Origin of the sequence: Paenibacillus vietnamensis (assembly GCF_020169515.1) — a bacterium.
Lineage (GTDB): Bacteria > Bacillota > Bacilli > Paenibacillales > Paenibacillaceae > Pristimantibacillus > Pristimantibacillus vietnamensis.
In genome coordinates, this window is record NZ_JAHMHW010000010.1 from 47,326 (window position 1) to 64,209 (window position 16,884).

Genomic DNA, 16,884 nt, shown 5'->3' on the forward strand with positions numbered 1-16,884 from the left:
CAGCCATTATCGTTGAGGAATTCCCTTAGTCCCGGGTATGTTTTCCCATGGAACCTTTTTACAAATGCTTTCTGCTTATCGAGCTACTTCTCGCTCAAACGCGACGATCCAATCCCCTTGAATGGCTGCATATCCCTCGTCTCCTTCAACAACAAGACCGTACAAGTTCTTCACATCGAGGTATTCTTTCCGCTCGTTGTTGTCAGACTCCAGAGTGATATAGTAATACGTCCTGGAAGAGTTCACGGGGTGAACCCCTCCATTGCCGTTGCTGTGATGGCTCGAATGGTTGCGAACCTCCATCCGCTTGGCGACCACCCTGGCAAACACGGATTCGCGCGGCGACCTTGCATTTTTAAAATAACGTGCGCTGTTTGTGATGATGCCGACAATGACGATTATGAATACGATCACTACCAAAATAGGAACAATGGTAAACATCATGTCAAAGCCACCGCCCATGGGCGATCCAAAGTAAAACATAAGACGTTCTCCCCCCATCTTAATTACCTTTTTATCTATATGTTACTTAATCTTAACGTTTCCGGTATTTGGAAGGTTGCACTTCATTTCCAGTTCATTCAAAAGGAATTAGGTTCATGTCCTTGGGTTCGTTCTGTTTGAGGCTCCCCGGATCAGGTAAATACCCTGCAGGATGACGAGCCAAAAGCCGGATACGGGCAAGCAAAACGCTCCTGCCGTCGCGACAATCGTGAGATGCCAACCGAGAGCCTTCGGTAGGACGAGCTTTTTGTCTGCGATGAGCCACCGCATGAGCCTGCCGAGCACCCACATGAGGATACCGAAGAAGATAAACCAGAAAACGGCAGCACGATCGTAATGAAACGCGACCGCATTCCATCCCCCGTTCTTGAAGATGTCAGCAAGCGGCTGCCAGAAAACAAGGATCCCGATTGCAATATGGATATAGGAAGTCCATTCCAGCATCCACCCGCTGTGTTTTTGCGAATGCATTGAGCTTCTCCTCCCCCTAATTATTCGTCGATGGTAATATCGACGGATTTTCCTTGTGTTTCCCTGGAGTGCGGCTGCCGCTCCTTTTCATCAAGTCGCTTTACCGCAGCTTCAAGATGGGACTGCAAGCCGAGGAGGACCTCCTTCTCCGCCATGCGGAAATGAGCGGCAGCCTCGGGCGGGATTAACCTTTCGAACAGAATCGTACGGATGCCATCCGCATGCTGCAAGAGCTTCTCCAGATCGGATGCTAAAGAGACACGTTTGCTCATTTTACACCTTCCCTTCTTTTTCAATTTGTTCCCCCGTACGTTCGCCAAAACGGACCGACAGGCATCCCTCTTCCAGCCGGGCGGATTCAACATTCCGATTCATCAGTACCCGGGGAAGCGTTAATAACCGTTTATAACTTCCGACTTGAAGCGTAAGCTCGTCGCCGTTTTGCCTGAGCCGGATTTGATCTTTGTCGGTGAACGGGACCGCAATTCTCAGCTCATATCCTTGTTCGGTGCGGCGGATTTCTTCGGCTTTCCCCTCATAAAGAACCGAACCGCAGTCCCGCTCGGCGAATGCGGCGGAAGCCATTTTCAAAAGCATCTCCTTCCCGAACACTTCCTTGTTCATTAGCGGAACTTTTAGTATCGGAAGCGGCGAAAAACATTCGGAAATCTCCTCTTCGTATCTCCGGTGAATTTGCCGCCAATCCGCCCAGTACCCCTCGGATGCTTTGTCCGGCAGCACCCTGTTCAAGATAACCGCATCCGTATGGAATCCGTACATATTCAAATTCGTGAACGCTCTGCGCGCTTCGGCGATGACCATCTTCTCCGGATTGACAACCAGTCGGACGCTGGTGACGGCCGGATCCATGATAACCGTTTGAAGCTGCTCGAGCTCGGCTACGACTTGAGCCAAGCTATCCATCACTTCGTCGTTCGGAAGCTCGAGTCCCTTCGTCGCCTTCACAATCGGACGAGCCAGCTTCACCAGCTTGCGTTCGTACGGAAACATATGCCGCACCCACCACTTCAACAGATGCGGGTAACTGAGGAGCCGCAGCGTTTCACCTGTAGGTGCACAATCCACGACAATCGCGTCGTACCGGCCTCCGGCAGCATGTTCTTTAAGCCGCAACAGGCTGAACATTTCCTCGAACCCCGGAAAAATCATCATCTCCTCCGAGCCGATATCGTCAAGCTTCGCCCACTGCATAAAGCCGGAAAACCAGCTCATGACGCTCCCCCAGTGTCTCTCCGTTTCCTTGAGGCTGTCGATTTCTTGCGCCCACAGCCGGTCATCGATTTGCACAGGCTCAAAATCAAGGGGCAAATGGAGTGAATCCGACAGGCTGTGCGCCGCATCCGTGCTGACGACAAGCGTTCGTTTTCCTTCCGCAGCCAGCCGGTAGGCGGTTGCCGCTGCAACGCTCGTTTTACCGACGCCGCCTTTACCGGTATAAATCAATATACGCATAAAAGCACCTCCATTAGTACGATATCGTAGTATTTGATGCGGGTTTATTATCATTCGATCTCGATCGTTCGGCCGGCCGGTTTGGAAGAAGCCGGTTTCTGCTGAAGCGCTGACGCGACCTTTAAAGACAATCGGATGAATTGCTGAAGCTCCTCGGGCGATAAGGCGTTCTCGACACGCTCGAACATCGTCTGCATCGTTCCAGCCGCCTCCTGGGCTACTGACTCCCCTTCCTCCGTCAACCGGTTAATGATAATGCGTTGATCGTGGGTAGACTTCTCGCGGTAAATATACCCTTTGCGGACAAGACGTTTAGCAATGCTGGTAGCCGTGCTGAGCGGAGCACCCAAATATTCGGCCATCTCGCTCATGGTCAGCCGTTTGTGGAAATGCAGCAGCAGCAGCGTCGAGAGATCGGAGCCGGTTAACTGCGGTTCGATATGCAAGGCTTCCGGCAGCATGCTCAGCGGACGCAAACCATTTTTGAAAAATAACTCAAACCACTGCTGCATGGATGACGCTCCTCTGTTATTACGATATCGTAGTATTCGTATGAATATTACCACGAAATGGTAATATATGCAACCAATCGTTATTCCTTTTTAAGATAAGTAAATATTAAGATCCAAAGAATGCAGCCAAGCAGAATGTGAACACCACTTTCATGTAAATGGTGCCCTTTACCGCTCATCAGTATTCCAGTAAAAAACCCTAACACAAGACATACCAGCAACTCAAGCAATTTGACTTTCATACGGATTCTCCTTTTATTATGTGCTCTCTAGTTAACCCTCGATCAAACCAAGATATCTGATTTCTTTATCTTCCAACTTGTAAACATTAAATGACAATCCCATATACCGATAAAGTGTTTCGCAATACGTCTGCCATGATGTTATAGCCAAGTACATTAGGGTGCAGGGAATCATCCGCCAGATCGGGCCGCAAGGTTTTTCCGTCAGGGCCCACTAAATGGGTGTGGTAATCGATGTAAATCGCCTTTTCGTATTCCGCCATTTGTTTGAGGGCCTGGTTCGATGCAGCGAGTAATTCGTTGCGAAGCTCGGTACTGCAATTGGGGCAATGGATGATAGGCTCAAAATGAAAGCATGGGATATTTCCGCCCGTAGGAAGATTCGAACCGACGATCGGCATGATACCGTTATTTTTGGCCATCCGTACCATCATCGTCGTGTCATTTACAATTTCATAATAAATTTGCTCAGGGGTTCTTCTCTGGCTCACTTCAACGGCTTCCAGTCTCCATGTATTGTTTGTCCCTCCTAGAATATGAACGTATTTCGGCTTTAACTGAATGACATCTGCCGGAAACCGCCTTAACATCGTATACGTTACGTCTCCGGAAATCCCGCGGTTGATAATATATTTGCCCGCTGACCGGAAATAAACTTGTAAATCCCAATACTGCGTGATGGATTCGCCGATAAAATCAAAATCAACGGCGATATGATGGGAGAGCAGCTGCTCATTATAGCCGTCGTAGGCGGACCGCAGACGATCAGCCGCGGCAACAAACGAAAAGGTACCGGGTTTAACGATGGGTACTCTCATTACCGGCATGCCTCCCTTATGATTTCTGTTTTTCTACATTATGTAGAAATAAACTCCTCTAGACTATTTGTTATCCCCTCCAAGCCATCTAGAAGTGTTCATCGGAAATGCTGGCTTAATGTGTGAAAGGCTGCCGAATTTCGGCAGCCCTTCATTGTTGTTTATTGAAATGTTTAGCTAATCTCTCTTACTGGTACTGATCGTCACTAACCTTTTCCATCCAATCGACCGTCTTGCCGTCTTTTCGTTCTTGAATGGCAATGTGCGTCATAGCTGTGGTCGGAGAGGCTCCATGCCAGTGTTTCTCCCCTGGAGGAAACCAGATTACGTCCCCGGGATGAACTTCCTCCATCTGGCCTCCCCAGCGCTGAACCCGTCCGCTGCCTGCTGTTATAATCAGAGTTTGTCCTAGCGGATGAGTATGCCATGCCGTCCTTGCACCCGGCTCGAACGTAACGCTGGCTCCAACGACACGTGCGGGATCGGATGCCTCGAACAAGGGGTCAATACGAACCGTACCGGTAAAATAATCAGACGGCCCTTTGCCGGAAGGCTGTGATCCGATTCTTTTGATTTCCATTTTCCAAACACCTCCATTTGAGATCAGGAATTTGCAGCCGTATAAGCCCATGCTTGGCATCCGTAAGAATCGTGAATTTTCTCGTACTGGTTTGTAAAATATGCTGCCCGATCCTCGTCTAAGAATTCCCCAACAATTTTTCCATCCAAGGACGTCAGCATGTGACAAATCATATAGGGTCTGTCCAATTAAACCCCTCCGTTTGACCTGTATAGTGTCCATTGAGGCATGTAGTTTCTTAATAAAATAGTTATAAAACTTAATCCTAATGACAGAACTCCCACTAACAAAACGTATGGTGTACCCATTTGGGATATAAATAACCCGCCTGCCGCCGCGCCCAATGTTGTTCCTACATTACAGGATGAAATAAATAATCCATTGGCAAAATCAGGCGCTTCGGGAGCTGCAGACGCAATCAAATATTGATTGATATTTGCCATGATTCCTCCAGCTAATATTCCCCAAATGAAAGTAATTATTGCCATGGGTACGGGAAACTGTCCTGTGAAGAATAAAATGATGTAAACAACAACCAATGACAAAGGAAAAAATACGACTGACTTGACGGCATTATGGGTAAGTAATTTTCCCGCGACTATGTTCCCAATCATATTGGCTCCGCCGAAGATGAATAACGTTAAACTTATGGCATTCGGAGACATATTCGTTACTGTTTTCAGAAAGTCGGCAAAATAACTATAAACTCCAAATACAGCTGAGTTTAATAAAATGACAGTCACGATGGAAAGCCACGTAACCGATTTTTTTAATACGGCAAGCTGCGTGCCATACGAAAGTCTTTCTTCAACAGGCATAGAGGGTACAAAAATCAATGTGCCAATGAATACAAGACCGTTCACAATAGCAAAAAATACCATCGCCATCTCATACGAAACGGCACTATCAATAAAACTGGCAATCGGCACACCGGCGACGATCCCGGCAGATACTCCAATAAATACTTTAGAAACGGCTTTTGGAGCTTCTTCTTTACTTACCGAGGAAGCAGCTGCTGTAAATGCCATGGAACAATAAATGGGATGAAACAGACCTAGAAGGATACGAACCGTTAATAAAATGGTAAAATTAGTTATAAATATGGATACAATATTCCCCAACACGAAAACACCTAATACCAGTAACATAACCTTCTTGCGATCTATACCCGAAAACAATAACGGCATCGTAGGACCGGATATTGCAATCGCAATGGCAAAAAGACTTACCGTCAATCCTGCTGTTGAAATGCTGACATTAAAGTGATCGGCAATGGACGGCAATAACCCGATAACCCCCATTTCGGTATTCAAGATACCGAAAATACCGATGGTTAATATAAAAATCAGTAATTTCTTTTGTTTCTCCATCATACCCACCTTCATTCCATTAAGCAAAGAGGCTCTCCATCGTGCTTATGTCAATCACAAATCGATACCGGACGTCCGAGGCCAGTACGCGATCCCAAGCCTCATCGATCCGGCTGGCGGAGATCACCTCGATCTCGGGAGCGATGCCGTGTTCCGCGCAAAAGTTAAGCATTTCCTGCGTTTCGCGAATGCCTCCGATCATCGAGCCTGCAAACGACCGGCGATGAGGAATAAGCGAGAATACTTGAACCGGCAGCGGTTCCGCCGGCGCACCGACGTTAACCAATGTACCGTCCAGTGCCAGCAGCGAAAGGTAGGCGTTAATATCGATTTCCGCGCTCACTGTATTCACGATGAGGTCGAACGAACCGGCCAGTTTCTCAAATGTCTCAGGATCGTTCGTTGCATAATAATGGTCCGCGCCAAGCTGTAAACCGTCTTCTTTCTTCTTCAAGGATTGGGATAAAACCGTAACCTCCGCCCCCATCGCATGAGCGAGCTTAACAGCCATGTGTCCAAGTCCGCCAAGTCCGACAACGGCTACCTTCTTGCCGGGACCTGCTCCCCAATGGCGAAGCGGCGAATACGTTGTAATGCCGGCGCACAAGAGCGGAGCGGCGACATCAAGCTCCAAACCGTCCGGAATTTTAACTACAAAGTCCTCAGTGACGACGATATGGGTGGAATAGCCGCCCTGTGTATACTGCCCGTACCTGTCGGTAGCCCCATAAGTACCGGTCATTCCATTCAGGCAATACTGTTCTTCTCCCTTATGGCAGTTTACGCACTCTCTGCAGGAGTCAACCATGCAGCCTACTCCTACGCGGTCGCCGACGGAATACTTGGTAACTTCCGGACCGACCTGGGTGACGATTCCCGCAATCTCGTGCCCTGGAACGAGAGGATATTGGACCGGGCCCCAATCACCGCGAGCGGTATGAATATCAGAGTGGCAAATACCCGCATATTTAATTTCGATGAGCACATCATACGGCTGAAGGTCCCTGCGTTCGATCGTGGTCGATTTGAACGGGCCTTCCGGATTGAATACAGCACGTGCATGGGATTGAATCATATAAAGTCCTCCTCTATTAAACTCAACTGGAAGCGAATAAACAAAATACATTGCTTAATCAACTTATGTTCATTATTATATTATTTAGAGGAAGACAATCAATGGTTAAAAGTGCGCGAAATGTTGATATATCAACAAAGGAATCAAAACTGTCAATTAACTCAAAAAGCCGGGTGAATAATTTAATGGCAAAAGTGGATCGGAGGATTCTTAAAACACAAGAAGCCTTGAAAAAAGCCGTTATTGAACTGATGAGCGAAAAAAGCTTCGATGAGATTACCATTCAGGATATTGCGGATAAGGCAAACCTGAACCGCGGAACGATCTATCTCCATTATCAGGACAAATACGATTTGTTGGATAAACTGATCGAATCCCATATGAATGAACTAGGCGAGATGGATGAATGGGCATGTAAGCTGGATTGGAGCAATGGGCTTGTCCCTTTTTTCGAGTATTTTGAGAAAAACTATTTATTCTTTTCGACTATGTTAGCCAGTAAAGGAGCTCCCTCTTTTAGAAATCGGCTTCTTGATTATGTTATGGAAGGATTCAAAGGCGAGATTGACAGAGAAAGCGGAAGAAATGCGGATTTTAATGAAGAGGTTATGCTGCAATATGCCGGTACCGCTTATGTAGGAGTAATTGAATGGTGGATTAAAAATGGAATGCCGGATCCGCCGCAAGTCATGGCTAAACAAGTTGGGGCCTTATTAGAGAGAAGTCTATAGTGCTGCATTATCTTCGTTTCAGGAAACAAGGAACAGCCGCCCCCAGGGCAAACGGTTCCTTGTTTTTTTATTTAGTAAATAAAAGCAAACAACTACTTTCGTAGCACACACTCTCGCCTCTACCAGGACCTTTCTCCCCTTTTTCCGAAAAGCAGGACATATTACCCTCTTTTCACCATTTCTATACGTGCATTTGACATTGTTCACCATGTCGATTGTTATCATGGCCAAGTCGAGCTTTTATAAATTGTGCCAAGAGGGTGAATTGAGGATGAAAGCAACAAGGAAAGTGACGTGCTGGATGCTGGCATTAGCCATGCTGGGCGGAATGTTCAACGTTCAGGGAAAAACGGTAAATGCGGAGGAATCAAGCGCCAAATCGATGACCGTGCAAAAAACAGTAACGCCTCCGGTGATCGACGGTACGACGAATGAGTCCATCTGGTCCGTGCAAGAGCCTATGACGGTCAAGCTAGGTGATGGTAACCCGGACGAAGCCAAATTCGGCTTGCTATGGGATAACACTTACTTATACATTGCCGTGAACGCGGCAGACGACAAGCTCGTTCATAATGGAACCGGATATTGGTTCGAGCAGGACAACATCGGCATTTTCTTCGATCCGACCGGCCATCAGTCCGCTCCGTTCGCCGATAGCGATATGCAGATCGGCATCGGGTTCCAGCCGGATACGACGACGCCGTCCTTCAACTTCGGAGCCGCGCCGAACCATGCCAATAAGGATGAGAAGAAAATATTACGGGCCATTCAGAAAACGGATGCAGGCTGGTCAGGCGAAATCGCCGTGCCTTGGGATATGCTGAATTTCGATCCGGTTACCGCCAAGCAGCTGGGCTTCGAGATCGGCGTTACGGACAGGGATGACCCTGCCGTGCCGGGTCCAACTCAGATGTGGAGCGCTCACAATTCCACTTCCTTCTGGAACGATACAACCGGATACGGTTCCCTGATCCTGGAGGACAGCGGTCCGGTCTCCGGACAAATATCCGACGTGCTGCTCGAGGACAATTTTGACGGTTACCAGAGCGGAGAAATACCGGCCAATTGGATTTCCGACGTGAATGCGGGAAGCTCCCCTATCACGGTGTCCAAAGCCGAAGACGGCAGCGGCAGCTTATTGTTCGACGGCAACGCGGCAGGCAAGCAGGCCCGCATTTCCGCTCCTGTCCAATGGGATAATTACACGATCGAAGCTGACGTTACGTTCGAAGCCGTTCTGAACTCCGGCAGATGGGCCGCCCTTATGTTCCGCGGCGCGTCCAGCGGCAAGCAGCCGTATAATCAGATGGCTGTCAGACAAAACGGAGCCTATGAAATAGCTTACCGGAAGCCTGATAACAGCTGGTCTGTCCCTGTAAGCGGAACGTGGGGCAAGCCGCTCGACTTGAACAAAGCTTATTCATTGAAGGTCCGCGTGTTCGGCCGCAATGTGAAGGAGTACATCAAGGCTGCGGACGAAGCCTCCTACACCCTGCTGACGGACAAAACGCTGTACGCCGATCTTCTTGAACGGGGCAAGGTTGGCTTCCAAGCCGATCAGAGCAAAGTCCGGTTCGATAACTTGAAAGTAACCCGCATCCATGCGCTCAGCCTGGAAGCCGCTGTACCGGAGTCGCTTGAAGCGTTGACCGGTCCGGCCGAGATTGCTTATACCGCTCAATATTCTGACGGGATCAGCGAGCCTGTCTCTGCCGATCAAGTGAAGCTTTATTCTTCGGACGAGAGCATCGCCAAAATTGTAAACAACAAGCTTTATCCCGTAAAAGCCGGACAAGCGGTCATTACAGCCTTGTACGGGAATGCCGAAGCACAGCGGCAGATTGCCGTAACGCCGTCAACGACCGGAGCGCAAATCGTCTCTCTGAAGCATACGGAAGGATATTTGCTGGCTGACGCCGGCAAGGAAATCGATCCGGCCGGCTTCACGTTCCAAGCGGAGTTTAACGATCTGACAAGCGGGACGGTAAAAGGTGACGCGCTGCAATGGACGTCGGAAAGCCCGTCCGTAACCGTCGAGAACGGCAAGGTGAAAGTGCTTGATAAAGGCGTTCACTGGGTGACGGCGCAAGGAGGATCCGCATCGGTGAAGCTCCTTGTCGCAGCCAAAAATCCGGCAGATACGGACTATGTGCTGTACGAAGAAAACTTCGATCAGCTCGCGGAAGGCTCCATGCCCCAAGATTGGAAACGGATTGAAGGAACAAGCGCCGCGCTTGCGTCGGTGACGGCCGGCTCGTTCATTCTGGACGCCCGCACGTCGCCGGACAATCCGTCCCGAGTGCTGCTGCCCGACTATTTAGGCCTGTTCGGCAACTATACCATTGAAGCGGACATGACGCATTTGGCTGCGAACGACACGGCCAGATGGCATTCCATCATGTACCGGATTCAGAACAGTAACTATCCTTACTACCAGATGGCGGTAAGGCAGAACGCGACCGCAGTGAACGGCGTGGAGTTCGCGGAGAGAACGCCGGCGAACGCCTGGAATGTCGCGGACAAAGGCGCCTTCACGGAATCCATCGCCCCGGACAAGATGTACCATTACACAGTGAAGGCCCATGGAAAAAGGGTGCAGCAGTGGATTAACGACAAGCTCGTTGTCGATACGGACGCCGCTTCGGCCTACAGCAAAGGAGCCATTGGCCTTCAAGCGAACGGCAGCAAGGCGAAAGTGGACAACATCCGGGTCACGCTCCTGCAGGAGCAGCTCCCTCCATTGCCGGCCGACAGATTCGTTAACGTGGCGGAGCCTCAAACCGGCATTTCGCTTGCTCCGTCTGTCATTGCGAATATCGAATCCAAAGAGCAATGGAACAAACTGACGGACGAAAATGCGGCTTCTCTGCCTGCAACGGTGATTTTGCATGTGAATCAAGATATGCTCGTTACGGAAGGCAATGGCCAGACAGCCATCGGCAGTCTTGAAGAAGTGCTTAAATCCATGAATAATCGGATGATCCCCGCTTTTTATGTAGAGGATGAAGAAACCGTGACCCGGCTAGTGGAATACCTCAAAGCAGCCGGTCTGGAAGACGCTTTTGTAATATCGGATAAGGGCGACCTGGTCCGTATGGCAAGAGAAGCTTACCCTATCGTGCGAGGCATCGTAGATTTCGGCTTGAAGGGAAATATCGACCGGTTAACGGATGAACAATTAATGGAGCTACGCCGGACGACGAACCGCAGCTTGGCCAAGATTGCCCTTCTTCCGCAGAAGGCGGCGACAGCGAAACAGGTTGCTTACCTGCAAGAGCGGCTTATTACCGTATGGGCCATGGAAGAGGAGAAAAAAGAAAATGAGCAGCTTGCGCTTCACCGGCTCATTACATCCGGCGTGAACGGGATCGTGACAGACGCTTCGGAGAAGGCCGTGAGCGCGCTCGGCATCTATCATCATGGAACAACGCTGATCCGTAAGCCGCTCATTATCGGTCATCGGGGAATCCCTTCCCTGGCGCCGGAAAATACGCTGGAAGGCTTTAAGCTGGCGTTTGAAAAAGGCGCCGATGTGATCGAGAACGATATCTACATTAGCAAAGACGGACATCTGGTTATTATGCATGATCCTACCTTGACCCGTACGACGACGGGAACGGGAAATGTGGAGGATTACACGCTGGAACAGCTGAAGACCTTCAAAGCAAACAAGCAGTTCCCGGAGACTTATCCTAACGCGGGAATTCCAACCTTGGCGGAAGTGTTCGACGAGTTCAAAAATAAGGACATCCTGCATTTTGTAGAGATCAAAAGCTACAAGCCGGAAACCGTCGAAGCGTTAGTCAAGCTCATTAAGGAAAAAGGCGTCGAAGACCAGGTGGTCGTCATTTCTTTCAGCGATCAGCAGTTAAAGCTGCTGGGCGAGCAGATGCCCGAGATGTCTATGGGCTTCCTTACCGGAGGATACGCAAGTGAAACGAGCGTGAACAAGTCGCTGCGCGAAACGCTCAAGGTCATTCAAAGCTTAAACACAACGTTCAACACAAGCTATCCCGGAGTCGGGCCAAAATTTATGGAAGCGGCCAAGCACCGCGGGTTGACCCTCTGGCCGTGGACGTTCAGAGACCTGAACGAGACCATGAACTATTATGCCATGGGCACGCATGGACTAACGACGGATTATGCGCAGTGGGCGTCCAATTGGGCCGCCTCGTTAACACCGGAGAAGCAGGAATACAAGCTGAAGGTGAACGAAACCTTGGAGCTTTCCGCGATTGTGAAAACCCACATCGGCAGCGAGAGCAGAGTAACTCCTGAGATTGTGATAATTGGCGGAAATGGACAAGTGCAAGCAGAAGGCAATAAAATAACCGGCTTAAAGGAAGGTACGGTTCATATCTTGCTGAGGTATACGGCAAGCCTGAATGCCGCGAAGCCGTATGATCTCTACACGGTGCCGGTGGAAATTAAAGTTCAAGAATAGGGAAAGAACCGTCAGGACGATCCTGACGGTTCTTCCATACTGTTGAGGGGCTGTCTCGAAAAGGTCATACATTCGACCGGTCGTCCTTTGTAAAGGACAAAAAAGACACCTAGGCCCTATTTTGTGCGATTCCTTCATTCCAACGGTCATCTCGGCGCTTTAAAGCCATGCTCGTAAAGAAAGCATAGTTTCATTCCGCTCCAAAAGACTCTCCTGTCCGTTAGACGCCGGCACTTGCTGCTTCGCCATTCCAAGCGGCGTTTATGTCCGTCACATCATCAGACCACAGTCTGAACCCGGTTTATTTAACGGTTTTTTGTACGGCCGGTTTTCCTTGATCGTTCGGGTCGTTAGATCGCGACGTCGAATGCTTTGGGGTTTTGTGATCGGGTTTGGATTTTGTGCTCATGTTTATCGGTCACCTCCTGTTCATTCCTAAAAAGTATTTCTCCAAACCGCTATCCTTATTATCGAAAATGGTTATTGTAAGAACCGTCAGGACGATCCTGTCGGTTCTTCTTTTTTACCCTTATAATTAAGACAAATATTGGCCATAAAAATAATTTTGCTCCGCCCGCAATAAAAAACGAAAATCGTCCGTCTTATACATAGCTGCAGCACGAAAGGAGGACTCCTCTTTTGAATCCGACCGAAGACGAAACGTTTCGAAATCTTTTTTATACCCATTACCCGGTTGTCCATCGCAAATTAACGGCGCTGCTGCGCGATGAAGCCGCCGCTGAAGATATGGCGCAGGAAGTGTTCCTTCGCCTGTACCGCAACCCTCCCGACCGGCCGGAAGCCGTCGGCGCCTGGCTCCATCGTGTGCTGACGCGCATCGCTTACGACGCCATCGACCGCAAACAGCGCGAACGCCGGCTGCTCGAGAAGCAGGGCCGGCAGGTGCAGACGGAAGGCAACAGCGAATTCGCTGTAGATGATGAAATGCTAAGACGCATGAACCGCGAGGAAGTTCAAGCATGGCTGGATGCGCTCCCCGAGCGCGACCGTCAAGTGCTGATGCTGCGGTATTCCGGTTACAGCTATGCCGAGATCGCCGATCAGATGAAGGTCAGTCTGCCGCTCGTATGCACCTGGATCCATCGGGCCCAGCTTAAGCTGAAACGGCAGGCGGAAGCGCGGCCGGAGTCGGTATAGACCCGCACCGATCGATTGAATACTAAGGAGGTCCCAACCTATGGAAAAGCAAAAGCTGAATGAGGTTTGGCTGAAAATGCAAGACCGTTTAAAGCAGGAGCCCGAAAACGCAAACTGGACGGCGTTCGTGGATCGGAACAGGCAAGTTAATGAATCCGCGGCCAAGCCGCTTCAGGAACCAATGCTTGCTCAGAAGGAAACCGTGAACGCTTCTCCTCGCCTGTCTGTTCCGTCGGATTCGCAGAAAAAGGCGAAGCGGGCATGGACGGAATGGCTTCAGGAGCGCAGGCGCTGGGTCGCCGGAACCGCCGCCGCCCTTGTGCTTGGCTTGGCGCTGGCTACCCCTGCCGGCAATAAAGTGCTTGCTGCTCTGCAGAATCAATTCCGTATGGAGCAGCTTACGGTCGTAGAGGAGCAGGATTTGGAAAATCTGTTCAACTCGGTGGGCGTATCGGAGAGTACGATCAATCAATACGGCGAGTTCGCGCACTACTCGGAAGGCGAGTATACGACCTATTCGACCATTGAAGAATTGCAGGAGAACGCGGGCCGCGAGCTCGTGATCCCGGAAATTTTCCGGGCTGAGGGACAGAACCTCCGCATCGGCGTTTCCCCGACGCGTACGATCACGATGAAGGTGAAGGTGGATGAAATTAACGACACCATGCGCAAGCTGGGAGCCGACAAACTGCTTCCGCTGTCGATTGACGGCAAGCAAATTACATTGTCCATAGGGGATGCGGTAAACCTGGATCTGCATTCTAACCAGACGAAAACCTCGTATTCCTTTACCCAGCGGCCGGCCCCGTCCGTCACGATTGAAGCTGGCGTACCGGTCGAGGAAGCGCTGGAAGCCGTGCTTCAATTTCCGCTCATTCCGGCGGAGCTGAAGCAAGAGCTGAAACAATCGAATATTCTGGACAGCGGCTCCGCGCCAATGCCGCTTGTCATGCCGGAAGGGTATGAGAAAATTCAAATCGCCGGCACCGAGGTCCTGTTGACGGCCCTGAATACGGCGGATGGAAATTACGGCGCTGTGTGGGCGGACGGCGGCCAGCTGTTCACCTTCAGCGGCACGTTCCCTGACCGGGAAGCATTCACTTCCATGCTGAAGGAGATGATCGGTTCGTGACAGAGACCGAACGCGAAACGGTCATCCGGACCGATCGGTTAACGAAGCATTACAGCGGCGGCCGAGGCTGCCACGAAATATCATTGACCGTCGGGTCCGGGGAAGCTTTTGGCTTCCTCGGGCCTAACGGCGCGGGTAAGAGCACTTTTGTAAAATCGCTTGTCGGGCTGATTTTCCCGACCTCCGGAACGGGCACCCTCTTCGGCGCCCCGATCGGCTCGCTGGAAGCCCGCCGGCAAATCGGCTACTTGCCCGAGCTGTACCGGTACCAGGAGTGGCTTACCGGCGAGGAAGTGCTGTGGCTGCACGCAAAGCTGTGCAAGCTCGATAAGTCCTATGCGCGCAAACGCATCGACAGCCTGCTGATGGATGTCGGCATCGGCAAGCGCGGGCGCGACCGGGTGAAGCAGTATTCCAAAGGCATGCAGCAGCGGCTTGGACTTGCTTGCGCTCTTTTGAACGATCCGAAGCTGCTCTTCCTGGACGAGCCGACCTCCGCGATGGACCCGATCGGCCGGTACGAGGTGCGGGGCATGCTGCAGCAGCTGCGCGGGGCCGGCAAAACGATATTCCTTAACTCCCACTTGCTTGAGGATGTAGAGATGATATGCGACCGCGTCGCCTTGTTGAACAACGGCCGCATCCTGACTCAGGGCTCTGTCCGGGATGTGCTGCTGGAAAAGTCGCGCTGGACGCTGCGTGTAGGCGGTATGCTGCCGGAGGATTTGGAAGAGCTGATCGAGACGACCGCTTTGCCGATCACCTGCCCGGATCCAAATCCTGACGCGGCCGGCGCGGTCTGGATCGAAGTCGAGGCGGCGGAAGAGGAACAGCTCGGATGGCTGAATACGCTGATTATGGAACGGGGCTTAACCTTGTACGAGGTGCAGCGCATGAAAAACCGGCTGGATGAATGGTTCATGCAGACCCTTTCGGGCTTGGACCAAAGGGGGGAACGCGAATGAGCACGATCATCATGATGACCTGGAAAGAAATGCTTCGCAAACGCGTCGTCCTGCTGACGCTGATTATGACGCTGATTTTTTTGCTCGCTTTCTGGTTTGTGGCGAGGACCATCGGAATGGAGTTCACCAATGGCAATTTCGAGCCGGGCTCCATGGAGGAGCTGCTCAACGAGTTTATGCAAGGCGCCGTATCGCTGGTCGTCGGATTTTTCTTCGCTTCCTTCGTGATCGCCTTTCTCGCGATCTTCAGCTCCGTCTCCGTCATTGCGGGCGAAGCTGAACAAGGCGTGATGCAGGCGATGATTCCGCGTCCGGTTACGCGTCAGCATTTTTACCTCGGCCGCTGGATCGGCTTCGTCAGTCTCGGCGTCGGTTATGCCCTCTTTCTGTACCTTGCGATTTTAGGCGTGACCGAATACCATTCCGGCGTGCCGGGCAACTGGTGGTCACTCACAAAAGCGTTTCTGCTCTTCGCCTCCGTCGTCCCGCTGCTGGTCTCGCTTGCCATGCTCGGCTCCTGCTATATGTCCGCGATGGGCAATGGCGTGCTCATGACGATGCTGTTCGGTGCGGGCTGGCTTGGCGGCATGCTGAACAAAATCACCAGCGCGGGAGCGTTCGGGAAAGCCGGGGAGACGTTGCACATGATCGCAGGCCTGCTCGATATGGTAATGCCCGCCGATGCGCTGCAGCGCCGCATGCTTGCGGAGATGTTCTCGCTGCAGGACATGATGCCGTTTATCGATCTGGCAAAAGCCGATTCGCTCGGCCCGTTTGCCATCGCCAGCGTGCCGTCCGTTACTTTTTTGCTTTATGCATTGGGTTACTTGCTGATCGCTTTGCTGCTAGGCGTTCGAGCATTCCGCAAAAAGGATCTTTGAGTTCGCAGGAAATGGCGGTGTCGGGGAATACCCCCTGCCCGCCATTTCTTGCTATTGGTCATAAACGCCGCTTAGAAGGACTAAGCGGAAAGTGTCGGCGGGTAACGGTCAGGAGAGGCGTTTAGGCCGGATGGCGGGTTTGTTTTCTTTAAAAGCATGACTTTAAAGCGCCGGGATGACCGTTAGAATGTGGAAATTGCACCCTATGTGCTCTTAGCGTCTTTTTTGTCCATCAGAGCGTAAACGGCTATTGCAGTCCTAGTCCTTTGGCGACGGCCATCCCCCTCTATACGACTGCTTCATAGCCAGACTGCACTTTGTACATCTGACGGCCTCTTTCACTAGCTTCGCTTCTGCCAGACTGCAGTTTATACAGCAGAATCAGCCTTTTAGCGCTCAAACCCATCAACTAGTCCGAATTCTGCTGCACATGTGCATCACAGCTTGCCGACACCACTCTCATGTCAGGTTTCTGAGGTAAAAAGCGCAGCGGAACTTTACACGGTTCTGCCGGCGCTCCGACAAGCC

15 protein-coding genes are annotated in these 16,884 nt (G+C 51.0%); 6 read left to right on the forward strand and 9 right to left on the reverse strand.

Annotation, left to right across the window (positions count from 1 at the left end; all coding sequences use genetic code 11):
• Nucleotides 1-75: 75 nt before the first annotated feature.
• The 9 genes from KP806_RS18235 to KP806_RS18275 all read right to left on the reverse strand — a co-directional run bounded on the left by KP806_RS18235 (nucleotide 76) and on the right by KP806_RS18275 (nucleotide 7,045).
• A complete protein-coding gene (locus tag KP806_RS18235) occupies nucleotides 76-441 on the reverse strand; it encodes a DUF2500 domain-containing protein (protein ID WP_224725252.1) in 366 nt (121 codons plus the stop codon).
• A gap of 156 nt (nucleotides 442-597) precedes the next feature.
• Nucleotides 598-975 carry a DUF6463 family protein gene (locus KP806_RS18240; RefSeq protein ID WP_224725162.1) on the reverse strand — a complete coding sequence of 126 codons (378 nt, stop codon included), beginning with the start codon at nucleotides 973-975 and terminating at the stop codon, nucleotides 598-600.
• Nucleotides 976-995: 20 nt separating this feature from the next.
• Nucleotides 996-1,247: a hypothetical protein gene (locus KP806_RS18245; RefSeq protein WP_224725163.1), complete on the reverse strand. Its 252-nt coding sequence runs from the start codon at nucleotides 1,245-1,247 to the stop codon at nucleotides 996-998.
• 1 nt (nucleotide 1,248) lies between these two features.
• Complete coding sequence (locus tag KP806_RS18250; RefSeq protein ID WP_224725164.1) at nucleotides 1,249-2,448, reverse strand: ArsA family ATPase; 1,200 nt, start codon at nucleotides 2,446-2,448, stop codon at nucleotides 1,249-1,251.
• 50 nt (nucleotides 2,449-2,498) lie between these two features.
• Nucleotides 2,499-2,960, reverse strand: coding sequence for a MarR family winged helix-turn-helix transcriptional regulator (locus tag KP806_RS18255; RefSeq protein WP_224725165.1), 462 nt, complete (start codon nucleotides 2,958-2,960; stop codon nucleotides 2,499-2,501).
• A 328-nt stretch (nucleotides 2,961-3,288) separates the two neighbouring features.
• Nucleotides 3,289-4,020 (reverse strand): GDSL-type esterase/lipase family protein, encoded by a 732-nt coding sequence (locus KP806_RS18260; RefSeq protein ID WP_224725166.1) that lies wholly within the window; start codon nucleotides 4,018-4,020, stop codon nucleotides 3,289-3,291.
• Nucleotides 4,021-4,207: 187 nt separating this feature from the next.
• Nucleotides 4,208-4,600: a (R)-mandelonitrile lyase gene (locus KP806_RS18265; RefSeq protein WP_224725167.1), complete on the reverse strand. Its 393-nt coding sequence runs from the start codon at nucleotides 4,598-4,600 to the stop codon at nucleotides 4,208-4,210.
• Between the two features lie 188 nt (nucleotides 4,601-4,788).
• Nucleotides 4,789-5,970: an MFS transporter gene (locus KP806_RS18270; RefSeq protein ID WP_224725168.1), complete on the reverse strand. Its 1,182-nt coding sequence runs from the start codon at nucleotides 5,968-5,970 to the stop codon at nucleotides 4,789-4,791.
• A gap of 19 nt (nucleotides 5,971-5,989) precedes the next feature.
• Nucleotides 5,990-7,045, reverse strand: coding sequence for an NAD(P)-dependent alcohol dehydrogenase (locus tag KP806_RS18275; RefSeq protein WP_224725169.1), 1,056 nt, complete (start codon nucleotides 7,043-7,045; stop codon nucleotides 5,990-5,992).
• 185 nt (nucleotides 7,046-7,230) lie between these two features.
• On the opposite strand from KP806_RS18275, the gene KP806_RS18280 reads away from it, so the two are divergent.
• The 6 genes from KP806_RS18280 (at nucleotide 7,231) to KP806_RS18305 (ending at nucleotide 16,356) form a co-directional block, all read left to right on the forward strand.
• The gene (locus KP806_RS18280) at nucleotides 7,231-7,776 is read left to right on the forward strand and encodes a TetR/AcrR family transcriptional regulator (protein ID WP_224725253.1); all 546 of its coding nucleotides are present in this window, start codon (nucleotides 7,231-7,233) and stop codon (nucleotides 7,774-7,776) included.
• 271 nt (nucleotides 7,777-8,047) lie between these two features.
• Nucleotides 8,048-12,220 carry a glycerophosphodiester phosphodiesterase family protein gene (locus tag KP806_RS18285; protein WP_224725170.1) on the forward strand — a complete coding sequence of 1,391 codons (4,173 nt, stop codon included), beginning with the start codon at nucleotides 8,048-8,050 and terminating at the stop codon, nucleotides 12,218-12,220.
• 639 nt (nucleotides 12,221-12,859) lie between these two features.
• Complete coding sequence (locus KP806_RS18290; protein ID WP_224725171.1) at nucleotides 12,860-13,378, forward strand: sigma-70 family RNA polymerase sigma factor; 519 nt, start codon at nucleotides 12,860-12,862, stop codon at nucleotides 13,376-13,378.
• Nucleotides 13,379-13,418: 40 nt separating this feature from the next.
• Entirely contained in the window at nucleotides 13,419-14,510 is a 1,092-nt protein-coding gene (locus tag KP806_RS18295) for a hypothetical protein (protein ID WP_224725172.1), read from the forward strand.
• Nucleotides 14,507-15,475: an ABC transporter ATP-binding protein gene (locus tag KP806_RS18300; RefSeq protein WP_224725173.1), complete on the forward strand. Its 969-nt coding sequence runs from the start codon at nucleotides 14,507-14,509 to the stop codon at nucleotides 15,473-15,475. Before KP806_RS18295 ends, KP806_RS18300 begins: the two co-directional genes overlap by 4 nt.
• Nucleotides 15,472-16,356 carry an ABC transporter permease gene (locus KP806_RS18305; protein WP_224725174.1) on the forward strand — a complete coding sequence of 295 codons (885 nt, stop codon included), beginning with the start codon at nucleotides 15,472-15,474 and terminating at the stop codon, nucleotides 16,354-16,356. Before KP806_RS18300 ends, KP806_RS18305 begins: the two co-directional genes overlap by 4 nt.
• The last annotated feature ends 528 nt before the right edge of the window (nucleotides 16,357-16,884 follow it).

Excerpts from the sequence above, each read along its gene's own strand:
- KP806_RS18235 (WP_224725252.1), bottom strand. The coding sequence starts at position 441 with ATGTTTACCATTGTTCCTATTTTGGTAGTGATCGTATTCATAATCGTC.
- KP806_RS18240 (WP_224725162.1), bottom strand. The coding sequence starts at position 975 with ATGCATTCGCAAAAACACAGCGGGTGGATGCTGGAATGGACTTCCTAT.
- KP806_RS18245 (WP_224725163.1), bottom strand. The coding sequence starts at position 1,247 with ATGAGCAAACGTGTCTCTTTAGCATCCGATCTGGAGAAGCTCTTGCAG.
- KP806_RS18250 (WP_224725164.1), bottom strand. The coding sequence starts at position 2,448 with ATGCGTATATTGATTTATACCGGTAAAGGCGGCGTCGGTAAAACGAGC.
- KP806_RS18255 (WP_224725165.1), bottom strand. The coding sequence starts at position 2,960 with ATGCAGCAGTGGTTTGAGTTATTTTTCAAAAATGGTTTGCGTCCGCTG.
- KP806_RS18260 (WP_224725166.1), bottom strand. The coding sequence starts at position 4,020 with ATGAGAGTACCCATCGTTAAACCCGGTACCTTTTCGTTTGTTGCCGCG.
- KP806_RS18265 (WP_224725167.1), bottom strand. The coding sequence starts at position 4,600 with ATGGAAATCAAAAGAATCGGATCACAGCCTTCCGGCAAAGGGCCGTCT.
- KP806_RS18270 (WP_224725168.1), bottom strand. The coding sequence starts at position 5,970 with ATGGAGAAACAAAAGAAATTACTGATTTTTATATTAACCATCGGTATT.
- KP806_RS18275 (WP_224725169.1), bottom strand. The coding sequence starts at position 7,045 with ATGATTCAATCCCATGCACGTGCTGTATTCAATCCGGAAGGCCCGTTC.
- KP806_RS18280 (WP_224725253.1), top strand. The coding sequence starts at position 7,231 with ATGGCAAAAGTGGATCGGAGGATTCTTAAAACACAAGAAGCCTTGAAA.
- KP806_RS18285 (WP_224725170.1), top strand. The coding sequence starts at position 8,048 with ATGAAAGCAACAAGGAAAGTGACGTGCTGGATGCTGGCATTAGCCATG.
- KP806_RS18295 (WP_224725172.1), top strand. The coding sequence starts at position 13,419 with ATGGAAAAGCAAAAGCTGAATGAGGTTTGGCTGAAAATGCAAGACCGT.
- KP806_RS18305 (WP_224725174.1), top strand. The coding sequence starts at position 15,472 with ATGAGCACGATCATCATGATGACCTGGAAAGAAATGCTTCGCAAACGC.